General features: G+C 34.4%; 16 protein-coding genes. 7 read left to right on the top strand and 9 right to left on the bottom strand.

Annotated features, from left to right (window positions below):
- The first annotated feature begins 27 nt into the window (after positions 1-27).
- From ACFPTQ_RS03315 to ACFPTQ_RS03305, 3 genes are read left to right on the top strand one after another with little or no spacing between them, the layout of a single operon-like run.
- The gene (locus tag ACFPTQ_RS03315; protein WP_379773839.1) at positions 28-1,110 is read left to right on the top strand and encodes an efflux RND transporter periplasmic adaptor subunit; all 1,083 of its coding nucleotides are present in this window, start codon (positions 28-30) and stop codon (positions 1,108-1,110) included.
- A gap of 22 nt (positions 1,111-1,132) precedes the next feature.
- A complete protein-coding gene (locus tag ACFPTQ_RS03310; RefSeq protein ID WP_379773837.1) occupies positions 1,133-4,381 on the top strand; it encodes an efflux RND transporter permease subunit in 3,249 nt (1,082 codons plus the stop codon).
- Entirely contained in the window at positions 4,374-5,825 is a 1,452-nt protein-coding gene (locus ACFPTQ_RS03305) for a TolC family protein (protein WP_379773834.1), read from the top strand. Before ACFPTQ_RS03310 ends, ACFPTQ_RS03305 begins: the two co-directional genes overlap by 8 nt.
- A 128-nt stretch (positions 5,826-5,953) precedes the next feature.
- Here the strand turns inward: ACFPTQ_RS03305 and ACFPTQ_RS03300 are convergent, their stop codons facing one another.
- The 9 genes from ACFPTQ_RS03300 to ACFPTQ_RS03260 form a co-directional block, all read right to left on the bottom strand.
- Positions 5,954-6,352 carry a hypothetical protein gene (locus ACFPTQ_RS03300; protein WP_379773831.1) on the bottom strand — a complete coding sequence of 133 codons (399 nt, stop codon included), beginning with the start codon at positions 6,350-6,352 and terminating at the stop codon, positions 5,954-5,956.
- 48 nt (positions 6,353-6,400) lie between these two features.
- Positions 6,401-7,120: an endonuclease/exonuclease/phosphatase family protein gene (locus ACFPTQ_RS03295; protein ID WP_379773828.1), complete on the bottom strand. Its 720-nt coding sequence runs from the start codon at positions 7,118-7,120 to the stop codon at positions 6,401-6,403.
- A 72-nt stretch (positions 7,121-7,192) separates the two neighbouring features.
- Positions 7,193-7,975 carry an enoyl-CoA hydratase/isomerase family protein gene (locus ACFPTQ_RS03290; RefSeq protein WP_379773826.1) on the bottom strand — a complete coding sequence of 261 codons (783 nt, stop codon included), beginning with the start codon at positions 7,973-7,975 and terminating at the stop codon, positions 7,193-7,195.
- 9 nt (positions 7,976-7,984) lie between these two features.
- Positions 7,985-9,457, bottom strand: a complete 1,473-nt coding sequence (locus tag ACFPTQ_RS03285; protein ID WP_379773823.1) for a sensor histidine kinase — start codon at positions 9,455-9,457, stop codon at positions 7,985-7,987.
- Positions 9,458-9,537: 80 nt separating this feature from the next.
- Positions 9,538-10,095, bottom strand: a complete 558-nt coding sequence (locus ACFPTQ_RS03280; RefSeq protein ID WP_379773820.1) for a CopD family protein — start codon at positions 10,093-10,095, stop codon at positions 9,538-9,540.
- A 34-nt stretch (positions 10,096-10,129) separates the two neighbouring features.
- Complete coding sequence (gene hemH / locus ACFPTQ_RS03275; RefSeq protein WP_379773817.1) at positions 10,130-11,143, bottom strand: ferrochelatase; 1,014 nt, start codon at positions 11,141-11,143, stop codon at positions 10,130-10,132.
- A 110-nt stretch (positions 11,144-11,253) separates the two neighbouring features.
- Positions 11,254-12,120: a helix-turn-helix domain-containing protein gene (locus tag ACFPTQ_RS03270; RefSeq protein WP_379773814.1), complete on the bottom strand. Its 867-nt coding sequence runs from the start codon at positions 12,118-12,120 to the stop codon at positions 11,254-11,256.
- Positions 12,121-12,224: 104 nt separating this feature from the next.
- Complete coding sequence (locus ACFPTQ_RS03265) at positions 12,225-12,764, bottom strand: YceI family protein (protein ID WP_379773812.1); 540 nt, start codon at positions 12,762-12,764, stop codon at positions 12,225-12,227.
- 17 nt (positions 12,765-12,781) lie between these two features.
- Positions 12,782-13,150 (bottom strand): c-type cytochrome, encoded by a 369-nt coding sequence (locus ACFPTQ_RS03260; protein WP_379773809.1) that lies wholly within the window; start codon positions 13,148-13,150, stop codon positions 12,782-12,784.
- Positions 13,151-13,304: 154 nt separating this feature from the next.
- Between ACFPTQ_RS03260 and ACFPTQ_RS03255 the strand changes: the two genes are divergently transcribed.
- From ACFPTQ_RS03255 to ACFPTQ_RS03240, 4 genes are all read left to right on the top strand, one after another.
- Positions 13,305-13,694, top strand: coding sequence for an OB-fold protein (locus ACFPTQ_RS03255; RefSeq protein ID WP_379773807.1), 390 nt, complete (start codon positions 13,305-13,307; stop codon positions 13,692-13,694).
- A 27-nt stretch (positions 13,695-13,721) separates the two neighbouring features.
- Positions 13,722-14,561, top strand: coding sequence for a DUF5777 family beta-barrel protein (locus ACFPTQ_RS03250; RefSeq protein ID WP_379773805.1), 840 nt, complete (start codon positions 13,722-13,724; stop codon positions 14,559-14,561).
- A gap of 117 nt (positions 14,562-14,678) precedes the next feature.
- Positions 14,679-15,107, top strand: coding sequence for a hypothetical protein (locus tag ACFPTQ_RS03245; RefSeq protein WP_379773803.1), 429 nt, complete (start codon positions 14,679-14,681; stop codon positions 15,105-15,107).
- Between the two features lie 17 nt (positions 15,108-15,124).
- A complete protein-coding gene (locus ACFPTQ_RS03240) occupies positions 15,125-15,712 on the top strand; it encodes a hypothetical protein (RefSeq protein WP_379773800.1) in 588 nt (195 codons plus the stop codon).
- The last annotated feature ends 253 nt before the right edge of the window (positions 15,713-15,965 follow it).

Raw genomic sequence — 15,965 nt, 5'->3', positions numbered from 1 at the left:
AATATTTTATCGTTAAAAAAAACTATCATGAAAAAGAATGCAATTTTCATTGGTCTAGTGGCTGCTATATGCACTATTGGATGTAACTCACACAAAGAAGAAAAAAAGGAAGAGAGGACATTTCAAGTAACTAATCCTGTAGCAATGGATACCTCTATCATAAAAGAATACGTTTGCCAGATTCACTCTATTCGCCATATCGAATTGAGAGCCATGGAAAAAGGATACCTTCAAAAAATAAGTGTTGACGAAGGTCAGAAAGTTAGAAAAGGGCAATTGATGTTCCAAATCATGCCTAACATTTACCAAGCCGATTTACAAAAAGCAAAAGCAGAAGGAAATGTGGCCGCAATTGAATACAAAAACACGAAACTTTTAGCCGATAGCAAAGTAGTTTCTCCAAACGAATTAGCACTTTCAAGAGCTAAATACGACAAAGCCAAAGCCGAAATTGACCTTGCTAAAACCCATTTAGGATTTACTACTGTTAGAGCACCTTTTGACGGCGTAATGGACCATTTAATTGCTAGAGAAGGAAGTTTACTAGAAGAAGGTGAATTATTAACTTCACTTTCAGACAACAGTAAAATGTGGGTTTATTTCAATGTTCCGGAAGCCGAATACTTAAACTACATGGAAAGTGCTAACAAGAACAAAAAAGAAAAAGTAGAGCTTTTAATGGCTAACAATCATGTATTTGATCAAACAGGAGTGGTAGAAACCATTGAAGGAGAATTCAACAATGAAACCGGAAATATTGCCTTTAGAGCCACATTTCCTAACCCAAAAGGGATTTTAAGACACGGTGAAACAGGCTCTATTTTGATGACTGTTCCGTTGAAAAATGTATTACTGATTCCTCAAAAAACAACTTTTGAAGTATTAGACAAACGCTATGTTTTTGTTATTGATAAAAACGGAGTAGTTAGACAAAGAGAAATTACTATTGGAACCACTTTAGAAAACCTTTTTGTTGTTAAAAAAGGATTGCAGGAAAGCGATCGCATTTTATTAGACGGTTTACGCTTGGTTAAAAACAACGAAAAAATAAAATTCAAAGTTGAAAATGCGAAACATGTATTAACACATCTTGATGTTTACGCCGAGTAATCAACCTTAAAAATACAACAAAATGTTTAAAAAGTTTATTCAAAGACCGGTCTTAGCGATTGTTATTTCGGTCATCATTGTATTTATGGGTTTGCTTGCTATCAAACAATTACCCATTTCACAATTCCCTGAAATTGCGCCAACCACTGTAAACATCTTTATCGCCTATCCAGGTTCGAGTTCGGATGTATTAGTAAAATCGACCTTAATCCCATTAGAAACAGCCATTAATGGTGTACCAGGAATGCGTTATATTGCATCGGATGCTACCAGTGCTGGTGAAGGAACTATACGTGTAATTTTTGAACCCGGAACCGACCCCAACGTCGCCGTTATTAGGGTAAAAACTAGGGTCGACCAAGTAATGCCCTTATTGCCCGACTTAGTACAACGTGAAGGGGTTATCATTACTCCAGTCCAACCAAGTATGTTGATGTATGTGGATTTATACAGCAAAAAAGGACATGAAGCAGATGAAAAATTCCTTTACAACTATGCCTATACCAACATGCTTCGTGAAATTCAACGTATCGACGGTATTGCCAGTGCACAAATCTTAGGTAGCCGTAAATATGCGATGCGTATTTGGTTAAAACCAGACCGTATGCGTGCTTACAATATTTCGGCAGAAGAAGTGATGGAAGCCATGCAGGAACAAAGTATCCTTGCCAGACCAGGACGTTTAGGACAAAGTTCTGGAATAAAATCACAATCACTCGAATATGTTTTAACCTATAAAGATCGATATTCGACTCCACAAGAATACAAAGATGTAATTATCCGTGCTAATGCAAATGGTGAAGAAATCAAATTAGGTGATATTGCGAATGTAGAATTAGGAAGTGAATTTTATGACATCTACGACAATTTAGACGGAAAACCATCCGCATCCATCGTATTAAAACAAACACTTGGAACAAACGGTAGCGATGTAATTAAAGCCGTTAAACTAAAATTAAAAGAATTAGAGAAGGACCTTCCTCCAGGAGTAGGCTACAAAATCAGTTATGATGTATCCAGTTTCTTAAATGCTTCTATCGAACAAGTTATAGATACGCTTAGAGATGCATTCATTCTAGTATCCATAGTCGTATTCCTGTTCTTAGGCGATTGGCGATCGACACTAATTCCAGTTATTGCCGTTCCCGTTTCGTTGATTGGAGCCTTCTTTGTTATGCAAATGTTTGGCTTATCCATCAACTTGATTACGCTCTTTGCCTTAGTATTAGCCATTGGTATTGTAGTCGATGATGCTATTGTTGTGGTGGAAGCAGTTCACGTAAAAATGGAAGAAGAACATCTCAGTCCATTTAAGGCATCTAAAGCCGTTTTAGGTGAAATTGGTGGTGCTATTATTGCGATTACATTGGTAATGGTTTCGGTATTCATTCCAATTTCTTTCATGTCTGGACCAGTTGGGGTATTCTATCGTCAATTCTCTATTACAATGGCAGGATCTATCATCATTTCTGCAGTTGTAGCCTTGACACTTACACCGGTTCTTTGTGCCATGTTATTAAAAAACAACCATGGTCAACCTAGAAAAAAATCACCTATTGATCGATTTATTGATTGGTTTAACAAAGGCTTTGAAAAACTTACTGGACACTATATTGGCATCTTAAAACACATTGTAAACCGTAGAGTTATCACTTTTGGAATCTTAATCGGATTTAGCGTGGCAACTTATTATACAAATCAAACTCTTCCTGCTGGATTTATCCCTAGTGAGGATCAAGGAATGATTTATGCCATCATTCAAACACCTCCAGGAACAACATTAGAACGTACCAATGATGTTGCTAAAAAACTACAGAAAATCTGTGAAGAAATCGACGGAGTATCTTCTGTATCTTCTTTAGCAGGTTACGAAATTATGACCGAAGGTCGTGGATCGAATGCCGGAACCTGTTTGATTAACTTAAAACCTTGGGAAGAAAGAAGCCATTCTGTACATGAAATCATGGAAGAATTGGAAGAAAAATCAAAAAATCTAGGTGCGGTAATTGAATATTTTGAACCACCTGCAGTACCAGGATTTGGTTCTTCTGGAGGTTTCTCTTTACGTTTATTGGATAAAACCAATGGAACCGATTATCAGGAATTCCAAAAGGTAAATAATGATTTCCTTGCCGAATTAGAAAAACGCAAAGAATTAACAGGAATCTTTACTTTTTATTCTGCTAATTATCCGCAATTGAAATTAGACATTGATAACAAAGCGGCAATGCAAAAAGGAGTTACTATCAAAAAAGCGATGGACAATCTGAACATCCTTATTGGTAGTACGTACGAACAAGGTTTTATCAAATTTGGTCAATTTTTCAAAGTATACACGCAAGCAGGACCTGAATACCGAAGAATCCCTTCGGATTTAGAAAATTTATTTGTGAAAAATGAAGTTGGCGAAATGGTTCCGTACTCTTCTTTTATGAAAGTAAAAAAAGAACTAGGGCCTAATGAGATTACCCGATACAACCTCTACAACTCGGCTGCCATTAGAGGATTACCAGCTAAAGGATACACCAGTGCCGATGCGATTAATGCCATCAAAGAGGTCGCTCAATTAAAGTTACCAAGAGGCTACGACATTGCCTGGGAAGGTTTGTCGTATGATGAAGCTAACAGAGGGAATGACGCCATGTATGTATTTGGAATCGTATTAATCTTCGTTTATCTGGTTTTAGCGGCACAATATGAAAGTTTCTTATTGCCATTAGCCGTATTACTATCGTTACCAGTAGGTTTCTTTGGTTCATTTGCTTTACTACAACTCATGGGATTATCTAATGACGTTTATGCTCAAATTGGGGTTATCATGCTTATTGGATTACTGGGTAAAAATGCCGTATTGATTGTTGAAGTCGCCGTCCAGAAACGGGCTCAGGGTATGAGTATAGTTGATTCGGCAATAGAAGGAGCTAAACTTCGTTTCCGTCCTATTTTGATGACTTCCTTTGCCTTTATCGCTGGGTTAATTCCGTTAGTTCTTGCCACAGGAGCTGGAGCTATTGGTAACCGAACTATTGGAGGATCCGCTATGGGAGGAATGATTATAGGAACCCTATTTGGAGTCTTTGTAATTCCTGGATTGTATTACATTTTTGCTAAAATGAGTGATGGCCGTAATATGATTCAAGACGAACATAACGAACCTGTATCAGAGGAATTCATGAGAGTTAGTGAAGGCGATAGTAAGCTGAAATTGAAGCTAAAAGAAATGAACAAACTATTGAAAAATTTAATGAAAAAAGAGGAAGAAAATGAATAAGTCAATTTTCAAACTAATAAACATAAGGTCAGTAGTAGCACTGACCTTATCAAGCCTGATTTTTCAAAGTTGTGTACCAACAAAAACCGTACGCGAAGAAAAAAAGGATGTACCCGAACAATTTCAAAATGTTGCCTCTAAAGACACTATTAATTCGGCACAAATTAAATGGAAGACCTTCTTTAATGATGAACATTTAAATGCACTCATTGAAACGGCCTTGGTAAACAATCAGGAGTTAAATATCTTTTTGCAACAAATAGATATGGCAAAGAATGAAATCCAAGCCAGAAAAGGAGAATACTTGCCATTTGTAGGTCTTCAAGCTGCTGCCGAAGTAGAAAAAGTAGGTCGTTATACCAGTCAGGGAGCTAATGATGCCAATACCGAAATTAAACCTGGAAAAGAATTCCCAGAACCTTTGCAAAATTATAAAGTTGGGGCTTTTGCAACATGGGAATTAGACGTTTGGAAAAAATTGCGTAACGCCAAAAAAGCAGCGGTAATGGAATACCTTTCTACAGTTGAAGGGAAGAATTTCATGGTAACGAATTTGATTGCTGAAATAGCCGATTCGTATTACGAATTACAAGCTTTAGACAACAAACTTAAAATTCTAACTCAAAACTTAGAATTGCAAAACAATGGTTTGAGAACTATTCGACTTCAAATGCAGGCGGCTAAGGCTACATCGCTGGGCGTACAAAGATTAGAAGCAGAAGTATATAAAAACACTGCCGAATTGTTTGCTGTAAAACAAGAAATTGTAGAAACGGAGAACAAATTGAATTTCTTAGTAGGTCGCGCACCTCAACCTATTCAGCGTAATTCGGAACAATTTGTAGAAAAAGAAATAGATACTATGTATGTAGGCATACCTTCACAGCTCTTAACCAATCGTCCTGACATTAGACGAGCAGAATATGAATTGCAAGCAGCCAAACTGGATACACAGGTTGCTAAAGCTAATTTTTATCCGTCATTTACGTTAAGAGCTGGTGTAGGTTTAGAAGCTTTCCAAACCAAGTATCTTACTTCAACTCCTGAGTCCTTATTGTATGGTTTAGCGGGTGATATGGTTGCACCTTTAATCAACAGAAATGCTATTAAAGCCGCTTATTACAATGCAAATGACAAACAATTGCAAGCCGTTTTTGAATATGAAAAAACCATCTTAAATGCGCATATCGAAGTATTAAATGGTTTGTCTAAAATTGACAACCTGAAGAAAAGCTATGAGCAAAAAGTACATCAGGTGGAAGCTTTGACAAATTCTATCGAAATCACTACTAAACTTTTCAATGCTGCCAGAGCCGATTATATGGAAGTTTTGTTAACGCAACGTGATGCTTTAGAATCCAAACTTCAATTGGTTGAAACCAAAAAAGAACAATTAGCTGCTAAGGTTAACATGTATAAATCATTAGGAGGAGGATGGAATTAGTTCTAAAATTTTAAAGTTTGATAGTCTTTAAAAGCTATTCCTAATGATAAAGCAAAGCCACTATTCTCAGAGTGGCTTTGTTGTTTATATTTACTTCGATTCTACAATCTAATTTCTGCAATTTAAAATCACATTCCCTTTGCTTTCATTTCCAGAATTACATCCGAAGGATTCAAAAAAGTAGGAGCTTGCTCAGTAATACTTCCTGCTCGTTTTTTATTGAGTTTAAAAACCACATCATTATCAGTAGTAAACAACAAAGCACTTAAAAAAGGCTTGTTCATATAGGAACACAAGACAGGATATGTTTCTTCTAGAGAATAAAAACTTTCTGCTTCTTCGGTTTTATAACGCGCAATAACAGACATTTTCATCTCATTATTTTCGTCTAAAATGGGGCGAACATAAATATTTTTCAATTCAGTATCTCCTATGGTTTTTGCAAGGGTTAATTTGGCAAAAGTCTTATCTTCTATACTTTGTTTCACTCTTTCCCAAAAAAGGGTAAATACGGGCTCGTATGACATTTTATTTTTTAATTTTTTAATTTTTTAATTTTTTAATTTTTTAATTTTTTAATTTTTTAATACTGAAAATTCACAAATAATCGGTAAATGATCACTTATAACTAACCATTTATTCTTTTCACCGATTTCAATCCCTTTTAAATTGGATAAAAATTGATTATTTCCAAATACATAATCAATGTGATATGGTTTTTCTATTTTTCTTTGAAGATAAAAGGTAGGCTGACGTTCTTCTCCTTGCTCTTCGATATAAAAACTGTGATAAAAACTTTCTATCCCAATGTCTTTTAACTCATTAACAACATCCGAATGATTCCACCATCTATCCCATTTATCCCAAATTTTATTACTATTAAAATCTCCAATAATTAAAGTATTAGCCAATTTAGATTTATTTATTTGTAAATATTTCCATAATTGACCAATATATCCAAACGTTGGTGAATTGTTATTATGAGTCCAAACAGCTAATAAATCAAATTCGTCATTTACATTACAAGGCAAGAAATATTTCACTTTATGGTCCTTATAAATATCTGACCAATCTAATTTCTTTAATTTTATATCTGAATTTGCAAAAATTCCTATTCCTTTATTTTTATTATCACCAATCCATAAATAGTTTTTTGCCCAAAAAATAAATTCTTGATTTTTTGTTTCTATTGGATTTTCGCATTCTTGGACTATATAAATATCAGCTTTAAAGAAGCTTAATTCTTTAAATTTATTTCTTAACGCACCATTACAATTCCATGTTACAATTTTCAACGGAAAGTTTTTAAATTTATTTATACTAAAGAGATTTTTTCTGATTTAAAACTTCAAACTGAATACTCAAAATTACTCTCCCGTAAAAACGGCTTTTCTTTTTTCTAAAAAGGCTTTAGTTCCTTCTTTAAAATCTTCGGTTCCAAAACATCTTCCGAAAGATTTAATTTCGGTTTCAAAACCATTTTCCCCTTCTTTAAAGTTGGCATTCACCGCCTGAATCGCCATTGCTATGGCTGCAGGGGAATTTTTTATCATTTTTTGAGCAATTTCATTACACACAGAAAGCAAATCCTCTTGTTTTACCACATGATTTACTAAGCCCACTCTATGGGCTTCTTCGGCAGAAATCATACCTGCAGTCAGGATCATTTCTAAGGCACGTCCTTTACCAATTAATTGTGGTAAACGCTGTGTTCCTCCATAACCCGGAATTACACCTAAAGACACCTCTGGAAGTCCCATTTTAGCATTTTCAGATGCCACACGAATATGACAAGCCATAGCCAACTCTAATCCGCCGCCAAGGGCAAATCCATTAATGGCTGCAATAACAGGGACTCTTAGATTTTCAACAAAATTGAACAAAGTTTCCTGACCTTGAGCAGATAATTGAATGCCTTCTTCTACCGAAAATTCGGCAAACTCAGCAATATCAGCACCAGCCACAAAAGCTTTATCGCCACTTCCTTTTAGAATAATAGCGCGAATATCTCTATGGCTTTCTAAGGTTAAAAAAGCATGATGCAGTTCCTGAATCGTAACTTTGTTTAAAGCATTTAATTTTTCTGGACGATTAATCGTTATGGTTGCAATATTATGCTCTTTTGCAATCAAAATATTTTGGTAGCTCATTGTATTGATTTAAGAGTTAATAATGGGTAGCGAAACCGTAAAACGGGTTCCTTTTCCGTATTCTGTTTCAAAGTGAATGCTGCCTTTATAATTTTCGATAATATTTTTTATAATTCCTAATCCCAATCCCATTCCGCTACTTTTTGTAGTAAACTTAGGCTCGAATATTCGGTTTATATCTTCTTCTTTAATGCCTACTCCATTGTCTTCAACCACTATCAATACATTATCCTTTTCTTTTTTTACTGATACTGCCACACTTTTTTCTTCTTGTAATTCAGGAATTGCTTGAATGGCATTTTTTACTAAGTTAGTAATAATTCGGATTAATTGTGTTCGATCAATCTTAGAAATTATTTCAGGGGCACTACTTTCAAAAACTATTTGATCTTCATTAAAAATATCCAAAGCCAGTTCGACAACTGCAACTACATTCAGCGTTTCATTTTGCTGTGCTGGCATCGAAGCAAAATTAGAAAAAGCCGAAGCCACCGATGTCATCGTATCAATTTGCTGAATCAATGTTTCGGAGTAATCCCTCATTTTCTGGACAATATTAGGGTCTTCAGGATTAAATTTTCGCTGAAAACTCTGCACGGTTAAACGCATTGGCGTAAGCGGATTTTTAATCTCATGTGCCACTTGTTTTGCCATTTCACGCCAAGCCTCTTCCCTTTCGCTTTGGGCTAATTTAATGGCACTTTTTTCTAATTCATCTACCATTTGGTTGTAACCACTGATCAACAAATTGATTTCTTTACTACTGGCAGAAAGCAAAATCTTTTCGTTTTTCTTATTCAAGCGGGTTTCGTTCAACTTATCCGAAATGGTTTTCAGCGATTTGGTTATATAGGACGAAAGAAAATACGCCAAGGCAAATGCGACAATCAACATAAAAGAATATACCTGCCCCAGCCGAATTAAAAAGCTATTTAACTCTTTGTCATAAAAACCGTCATCCTCCTGATAAGGCAAATTAAGTACCCCTAAAGGTTTGAATTTATCATCCTTAATCTGGGTAAACGAAGAACGATTTTTAATACCATTAATGGTTTTAATATCCACATATCTTTTTTCAATAGAAGAGCGAACCAGTTTCAGAATGTATTTAGGAATAGGAGGTGCTGTTTTATCTACCGAAAAAAATTCTTTGGAGGATTTTAATAACTTTCCATCCAGATTGTAAATATTGATCTCGATGTTGTGAATATGTGCTAATTCATGGATTTTATCCTTAAAAATTAAATCTAAATTCTCCGTATTCAATGGATAAGTGGTAGTGGAAAGAATATAATTAATATGTTCTTTTACCGCATTTTCTTTACGTTCTAAACGTTCACGATGGTATTCTTTAGCCTCATTTTTAAATTGAATAATCGAAATGGATGCTAATAAAACCGAAGAAATAATTATCACAACGATCATCGAAAGAAAAATTCGAATTCGCAACGAAAGCATGGATAATTTAAAGTTCTTCAACATTTACTTTTAGTGTTCAGTGTTCAGGTTTAAGTATTCAGTTTAAATGTTCAGTTTCAAAGTAACTGAACACTAAATACTAATTACTGACCACTATTTTTCTCTCGTATATTCTTATAAAATTTAAAGCCTAGCATGATTAAAACCGAGAATAAAACTATCCCGATTACACCATAAATCCAGTTGACCGCATTTTTTAATATTACTAAGAAAACAACAGCAAAAAGAATAATGGTCGCTCCTTCATTCCACAAACGCATGAAATTAGTAGTATATTTTACCTCATCCTTTTGTAATTGTTTAAATATTTGATGACATTTTAAATGATACAAATAGAGCACAAAAACAAAGCCAAGTTTTACATGCATCCAAGGCATTTGCAACCAAGCATTTCCTGTAGGAGTAAACAACAGCATCCAAAAAGCAAAAATACTAGCCAAAACTGCCGACGGCCAAGTGATAATATACCACAGACGATAACTCATAATTTTGAATTGATTTTGCAAAATTTCCTTTTCAGGCGAAGGTTTAGCAGCAGCTTCAATTTGATACACAAACAAGCGAACGATATAAAACAAACCCGCAAACCAAGTGATTACAAATATGAGATGAAGGGATTTTAGATAGTTGTAGTACTCCATAAAAGTCTTTTCTCTTTACTCTAGCTTCTATTCTCTACTTAGCCCAATCATTGATCCAATTCCCTACAGTTTGACACCATGCATCATCATCATTCAAACAAGGAATTGCTAAGAATTCTTCACCACCATTTTCTTCAAATTCTTCTTTGGCGCGCATAGCAATTTCCTCTAAGGTTTCTAAGCAATCCGATACAAAAGCTGGAGTTACCACCGCCAATTTTTTAATTCCTTTTGACGGCATATTGTTAATTTCAACATCAGTATAAGGCTCTAACCATTTATCACCTGCTAATCGAGATTGAAAAGTTAAGCTGTATTTATCTTCTGGGATTCCTAATCTTTCAATCACCAGTTTTGTAGTTTCATAACATTGATGACGATAGCAAAATGCATGTGCTGGCGAAGGCGTATTACAGCAAGAACCATCAATTTTACAATGAGATTTAGTCACATCGGTTTTGCGAATGTGACGCTCCGGAATACCGTGATACGAAAACAATAAATGATCGTAATCAAAACCTTCTACATGTTTTTTAATTGAATCGGCCAAATTCTGAATATAATCTGGCTTGTTATAAAAGGCAGGCACATCGGTAAAAGTCATTTGAGGAAATTTCTTTTTGCGAATTTCTTCTGCTTTGACTAAAATAGTCAAAGTTGAAGCCATTGCATATTGTGGATACAAAGGAAAAAGTAATACTTCGGTAACACCTTTATCGTGCAATTCCTGTAATCCTTTTTCAATAGTCATAGTTCCGTAACGCATTGCCAAAGCAACTGGAACATTTACTAAAGGTTGAACTTTTTGCTGCATTCTTTCAGAAAGAACTACTAATGGCGAACCTTCATCCCACCAAATTTTTGCGTAAGCATGAGCTGATTCTTCTGGTCTTTTTCTTAAAATAATCCCTCTAACTAATAAGGCACGTAATAAAAACGGAACATCAATCACGTATTTGTCCATCAAAAATTCGTCTAAATACGGCTTTACATCTTTTGGCGTTGGACTTTCTGGTGAACCTAAATTGACTAATAATACTCCTTTCATGTGTAGATTTTTTGTTTTTTGATTTTCTCCAAAAATAGCATAAGCCACTTTGTAGATCTATGATAAATGTTATTTTTTATTTATTGTTTAATTTAGAAAATCAATCACGACTATGCGCTTGGATTGATTGACATCAAATATTTTTTTGGAGTAGTTCCAAATTTCTTCTTGAAAGCGGCTATAAAATGACTGCCGGTGCTGTAGCCAATTTTCAGTCCTACTTCGTTTACATTGTACGAACCGCTGTCTAATAATTTACGAGCGAAATCCATTTTGTAATCAAACAAAAAGCCATACACCGTGTCGCCATAAATTTGCTTGAAACCCATTTTTAATTTCTTCAAATTCAGCCCTACTTGATCTGCCAGTTCCGGTAAACCTGGTGGTTCGGCCATATTAGCAATGATAATTTCTTTGGCTTTTTTGATTTTCAAAACATTTTCTTCGTCTACTAAAAACGGACATTGTTCAGCATTTGGATCTTCATTTCGATTGAAAAAAAGACTCAACAACTCGTAGCCTTTTCCTTTGTAATACAAATTTTTGATAGAAGGATTCAAATTGTAATGAAACATTTGGTTCAAAACAATGGCCATCGACGGACTAATATCGCTTTCGTTATAATATTTTTTCTCTTGATTTTCTTTACTCAAAAACGGAATATGTTCGGCATCATTGGTAAACAAACCATGAAATTTTTTGATAGAAACAAAAATGGAAATCAACCAGGATTTTGGAGCTATTTGCACGTTCAAAGGCAATTCTTTTTCGGTGTTATAAAACAACAAAGCCTTTTCTTCTTTGAGATTCAGCACATAATTGCCCTGATTAAAAATATAATTAGCACTACCCTTTAACCCAAAATGAAATTGTATCAAGCCCAATTGAACAGGTCGCTGAAAAGTTAAAACCGTATCGGTATTATTTTGAAAACGAATTAAAATAAAATCATCGTCAATTTTTATTTCCTCTTCCATTTTTTCGAATTACTTTATTGCTTTAGTCTTTCAAAATTAAATCTTTTTAACGGTTTTTCTTTACTTCCTTCTAAATTTATAAATTCTTTATTGTTTTTAAGGCTCTATTTCAACACGGCTTGGAGTTGAATCTTGATTTTATTAGATAGTTTATGACTAACAACTGACGGTATTTTTATATCAAAATCACTAGCATTTACAGAAAAATTAGTACTCAAATGTAAACCATTTGCCAGTTGATTCATTTTTAAAACTACTCTAATTGGAACTGATTTTCCATGTAATTCTAATGTTCCATTCACTATAAAATCTTTGGGTGTCGCAGTGATGCTATGCGTATCAAAATTTTCTATTTTCCCTCTAAACACGGCTTTAGGATAGCGATCACTTTCGATATAATTTTCATTAAAATGCTCCTCCATCAATGCGATTTTAAAACGGAATCCTTTTATCAAAACCAAACTGGCAATTTCGGCAGTTTGTGTATTTAGCACCACGGTTGTACTTGCATTGGTTGCTTTTACCTCTTCAAAAGAAGGCACCGAAGCTTCAAAAGTAATGACTCCTGATTTTGCAATCTTTTTGTCTTGTGCCAATACCAAATTGACAACAAACAATAGACTTAAAACGATAACTTTTTTCATAATTAGGATTTTAATAATTATTCTAAAAGTCCATCTTGTTGCCATTTCGCTACCATATCTATAGTCGACTGAGGCAATCTTGGTCCACCTTGTGGCATCAAAGCACTATTTCCATTATTTAAGGAAATTCGATTGAGCAATCCGCGGTTTTGCATCGCATTTTTTACCTGAGTATAGGTAACTAATGATAAAGAAGTTCCTCCTGTTGGTGTTGCTCCATGACAGGAAACACAATTGTTGTCTATAATTGACTTTACATTTTGCTTGTAAGTCACTTTACCTTCTACAGCAGGTGGATCTTCCATTAAAGTTTCAGGATTATCACTAGAACAGGACATTAAAACACTGCTAAACACAACTAAAGATAAAAGAATTTTAGATTTCATAACGTATGATTTTGAATTAATAAATGAGGTCTTCTCAACTGAAATTCATATACGAGAAAACCTTTCCTATAGTTTTATCCCCATTTATTTTTTTAAAACAAAAACCAACATTTCAATTTTATCGTAAGTACTCAAATAACTATAAAACAAAACCATGAATAAAAAACTACTATATGGTATTTTAATCCTACTGCTAGTTGCTTTTGGGCTATTTCGCTACGCTTACCAAAAACACCGAACTATAAGTACCGAAAAAGCTACATACAGCTTAACCGTATCTGAATTAGAAAAAGAATTTGCAGACAATGATAGCCTCGCTACACTAAAATACCAAGACCAAACCCTTGAAATAAAAGCAGAGGTTACTGCTATCGATATAGAAATTAAAGCGGTGATTTTAGACAACACTTTATTTGCAAGTTTCTCAGACAGTCTTCCTCATGATCTCATCATAGGTCACAAAACAAGTATTAAAGGTCGCTTTTTAGGCTATGACGAATTATTAGAAGAATTTAAAATGGACCAATGTTCCATAGTTCCTTGAGACTACTAACCCATCAAAATCCTATTTATGAAAAAGTTACTCCTCCTATTCGTATTCATTCCATTACTATCATTTTCTCAAAATGATTTATTAGCTGGTATAGACAGCACAGCAACAAAAGAAAATGTTACATCAGCATTTAAAGGATTGAAGATTGTCAACTTAGAATCGACAAAACTCGCAGCCAAAGGTGATTTGTATTTTATAGTTGCCCATCGATTTGGTTCCGTGAAAGATGGTTTTGAAGGCTTCTTTGGATTAGATAATGCGAATACCCAACTCAAATTTGTTTACGGTTTAACCGATTATTTAACCATAAGTGCCGCTAGAAGTGAATTGGCTTATGATTTTTCGACCAAATACACCCTGCTTAACCAAAAAACAGAAGGTTTTCCAGTGAGCATCGCTGGATTTAGTAGCCTTGCCATCAATAATACTCTTAAAGAGAGTTTGTATCCAAAACTTACTTTTAATGACCGATTCACTTTTGTTCAACAATTATTAATCTCCCGAAAATTTTCAGAAAAACTATCCCTGGAAATCGCTCCAACCCTTTTTCACGAAAATTTCATTGACAACACGCTCCAAAACAATACCCAATATGCCATAGGAATGGGTGGTCGTTATAAACTTTCAAAACGTTGGTCTCTTAATATTGATTATGCCGCGCATCTCAATAGAGCCTCAAACTCATTATATAAAAATCCATTATCCATTGGTTTCGATTTAGATACGGGTGGGCATGTTTTCCAAATGCATTTTACGAGTTCACAAGGCATTCACGAAGCGGGGTATTTAGGTCAAACTACTGGTGACTGGACAAAAGGCGATGTGTTTTTTGGTTTCAATTTGCTAAGAGTTTTCTAACTGCCCGGACTTATAGTTATTTATAACAATTCCAAATTAGTCTATTTCGTAAAAAATATAAAACCAAACAAAACCAAGCTACGTAAATGACTTACAAAACCATAAAATAGTATAATCATGAATAAAACAGTAAAAAAAGTATTGGTAATCCTAGGTGGTATTGTAGTAATGTTCATTGCTATTTTGATCTATCATATCATAACAGCAAAACCAGCCGTATATGAAAATGCTACTATTCAAGTGAGTCGCATTGATTTTGAAAACACGATTGATTCGGTGCAAGCCAAACAAATTTGTGCCGACCTAAGATCCATCAAAGGTTTAACCACAGATTCTATTATTGTAAAAAGAAATGTAGTGGTCTATTTCCACAACAATAAAATCACTAATTCAGAAAAAGTATTCAATGAATTAATGCAAAAGCGCCCTTACAAAGCAGAACGATTTTTATTACCTGCCAGTATGGAAAACAAGCCCGTATGCCCAATAGATCAAAACAGTATAAGTTACAAAGCATTCAAAACAATAAATCAATTTTTTAATTAACCTTTAAATCTATTATTATGAGAAATTTTTCTAAAATCACACTAAGTGTAATGTTAATTGCGTCGGCTTCATTCACCTCTTGCAGCAATGACGATGATCCAAAACCAGAACCAAAAGCATCAATCTATGCACGTTTAGGAGGTTCGACAATGGTTGCTGACCCAGATAATTCAGGGCAAATGATTGAAAAAGGACGTTTAGCATTCCGCAAAGTGGTTAATTCTACAGTAGGATTAATTGTAGCCGATGTTCAATCCAATGCATCTGGAAATCTAGGAGCACATTTTGCTCCTGTTCTTACTGAAGTTGGAGCCGGAAATACAACCAAATTGGCTATTTTAGTAGATAATCTAACCGACTTCTTCTCATTCAATACTGGAGGAACAAATGCTGTGAATACCTACTCAGGATTAAATATGGTTGATGCACATGATCCAGCTAAAAATCCACGTATGGGTACAAAATCTAGCAATGCAGATTATACGAAATTTGTTGGCTATGTAGGTGCTGCAGCTAATTCCAATGGTGTAGCTGCAAATACAGAATTATACACTGATATCGTAGTCGTATTAGAATCATTAAGAACACCTATCGTTCAAAAATAATTCTTTTTTGAGATAAAAAACGCTGCCTTTTTTAAGGTAGCGTTTTTATTAAAAAAATGGATTTAACTCCTAAAAAAAAGTTGTTCAATAGATTTACAAAACATCTAAATCTATATTTAACAACAACCATCAAGAACCCTAAGCGATATTTTTTCGTATCTATCATTAGAAAAAATGCTTTGAGTTATTTAGAATAAATCTACACAATGACTCAAAAAAAAGCCGATTTTGCACTATTTTATACTAAAATTGA

It is taken from the genome of Flavobacterium sp. GCM10022190 (genome assembly GCF_042656445.1).
GTDB classification, from domain to species: domain Bacteria; phylum Bacteroidota; class Bacteroidia; order Flavobacteriales; family Flavobacteriaceae; genus Flavobacterium; species Flavobacterium nitratireducens.
Note: the sequence above shows the minus strand (reverse complement) of the source record. Positions and strands in the feature narration are given on the sequence as shown.

Excerpts from the sequence above, each read along its gene's own strand:
- ACFPTQ_RS03240 (WP_379773800.1), top strand. The coding sequence starts at position 15,125 with ATGAGAAATTTTTCTAAAATCACACTAAGTGTAATGTTAATTGCGTCG.
- ACFPTQ_RS03315 (WP_379773839.1), top strand. The coding sequence starts at position 28 with ATGAAAAAGAATGCAATTTTCATTGGTCTAGTGGCTGCTATATGCACT.
- ACFPTQ_RS03265 (WP_379773812.1), bottom strand. The coding sequence starts at position 12,764 with ATGAAAAAAGTTATCGTTTTAAGTCTATTGTTTGTTGTCAATTTGGTA.
- ACFPTQ_RS03285 (WP_379773823.1), bottom strand. The coding sequence starts at position 9,457 with ATGTTGAAGAACTTTAAATTATCCATGCTTTCGTTGCGAATTCGAATT.
- ACFPTQ_RS03260 (WP_379773809.1), bottom strand. The coding sequence starts at position 13,150 with ATGAAATCTAAAATTCTTTTATCTTTAGTTGTGTTTAGCAGTGTTTTA.
- hemH (WP_379773817.1), bottom strand. The coding sequence starts at position 11,143 with ATGAAAGGAGTATTATTAGTCAATTTAGGTTCACCAGAAAGTCCAACG.
- ACFPTQ_RS03270 (WP_379773814.1), bottom strand. The coding sequence starts at position 12,120 with ATGGAAGAGGAAATAAAAATTGACGATGATTTTATTTTAATTCGTTTT.
- ACFPTQ_RS03300 (WP_379773831.1), bottom strand. The coding sequence starts at position 6,352 with ATGTCATACGAGCCCGTATTTACCCTTTTTTGGGAAAGAGTGAAACAA.
- ACFPTQ_RS03290 (WP_379773826.1), bottom strand. The coding sequence starts at position 7,975 with ATGAGCTACCAAAATATTTTGATTGCAAAAGAGCATAATATTGCAACC.
- ACFPTQ_RS03305 (WP_379773834.1), top strand. The coding sequence starts at position 4,374 with ATGAATAAGTCAATTTTCAAACTAATAAACATAAGGTCAGTAGTAGCA.
- ACFPTQ_RS03310 (WP_379773837.1), top strand. The coding sequence starts at position 1,133 with ATGTTTAAAAAGTTTATTCAAAGACCGGTCTTAGCGATTGTTATTTCG.
- ACFPTQ_RS03245 (WP_379773803.1), top strand. The coding sequence starts at position 14,679 with ATGAATAAAACAGTAAAAAAAGTATTGGTAATCCTAGGTGGTATTGTA.
- ACFPTQ_RS03250 (WP_379773805.1), top strand. The coding sequence starts at position 13,722 with ATGAAAAAGTTACTCCTCCTATTCGTATTCATTCCATTACTATCATTT.
- ACFPTQ_RS03280 (WP_379773820.1), bottom strand. The coding sequence starts at position 10,095 with ATGGAGTACTACAACTATCTAAAATCCCTTCATCTCATATTTGTAATC.
- ACFPTQ_RS03255 (WP_379773807.1), top strand. The coding sequence starts at position 13,305 with ATGAATAAAAAACTACTATATGGTATTTTAATCCTACTGCTAGTTGCT.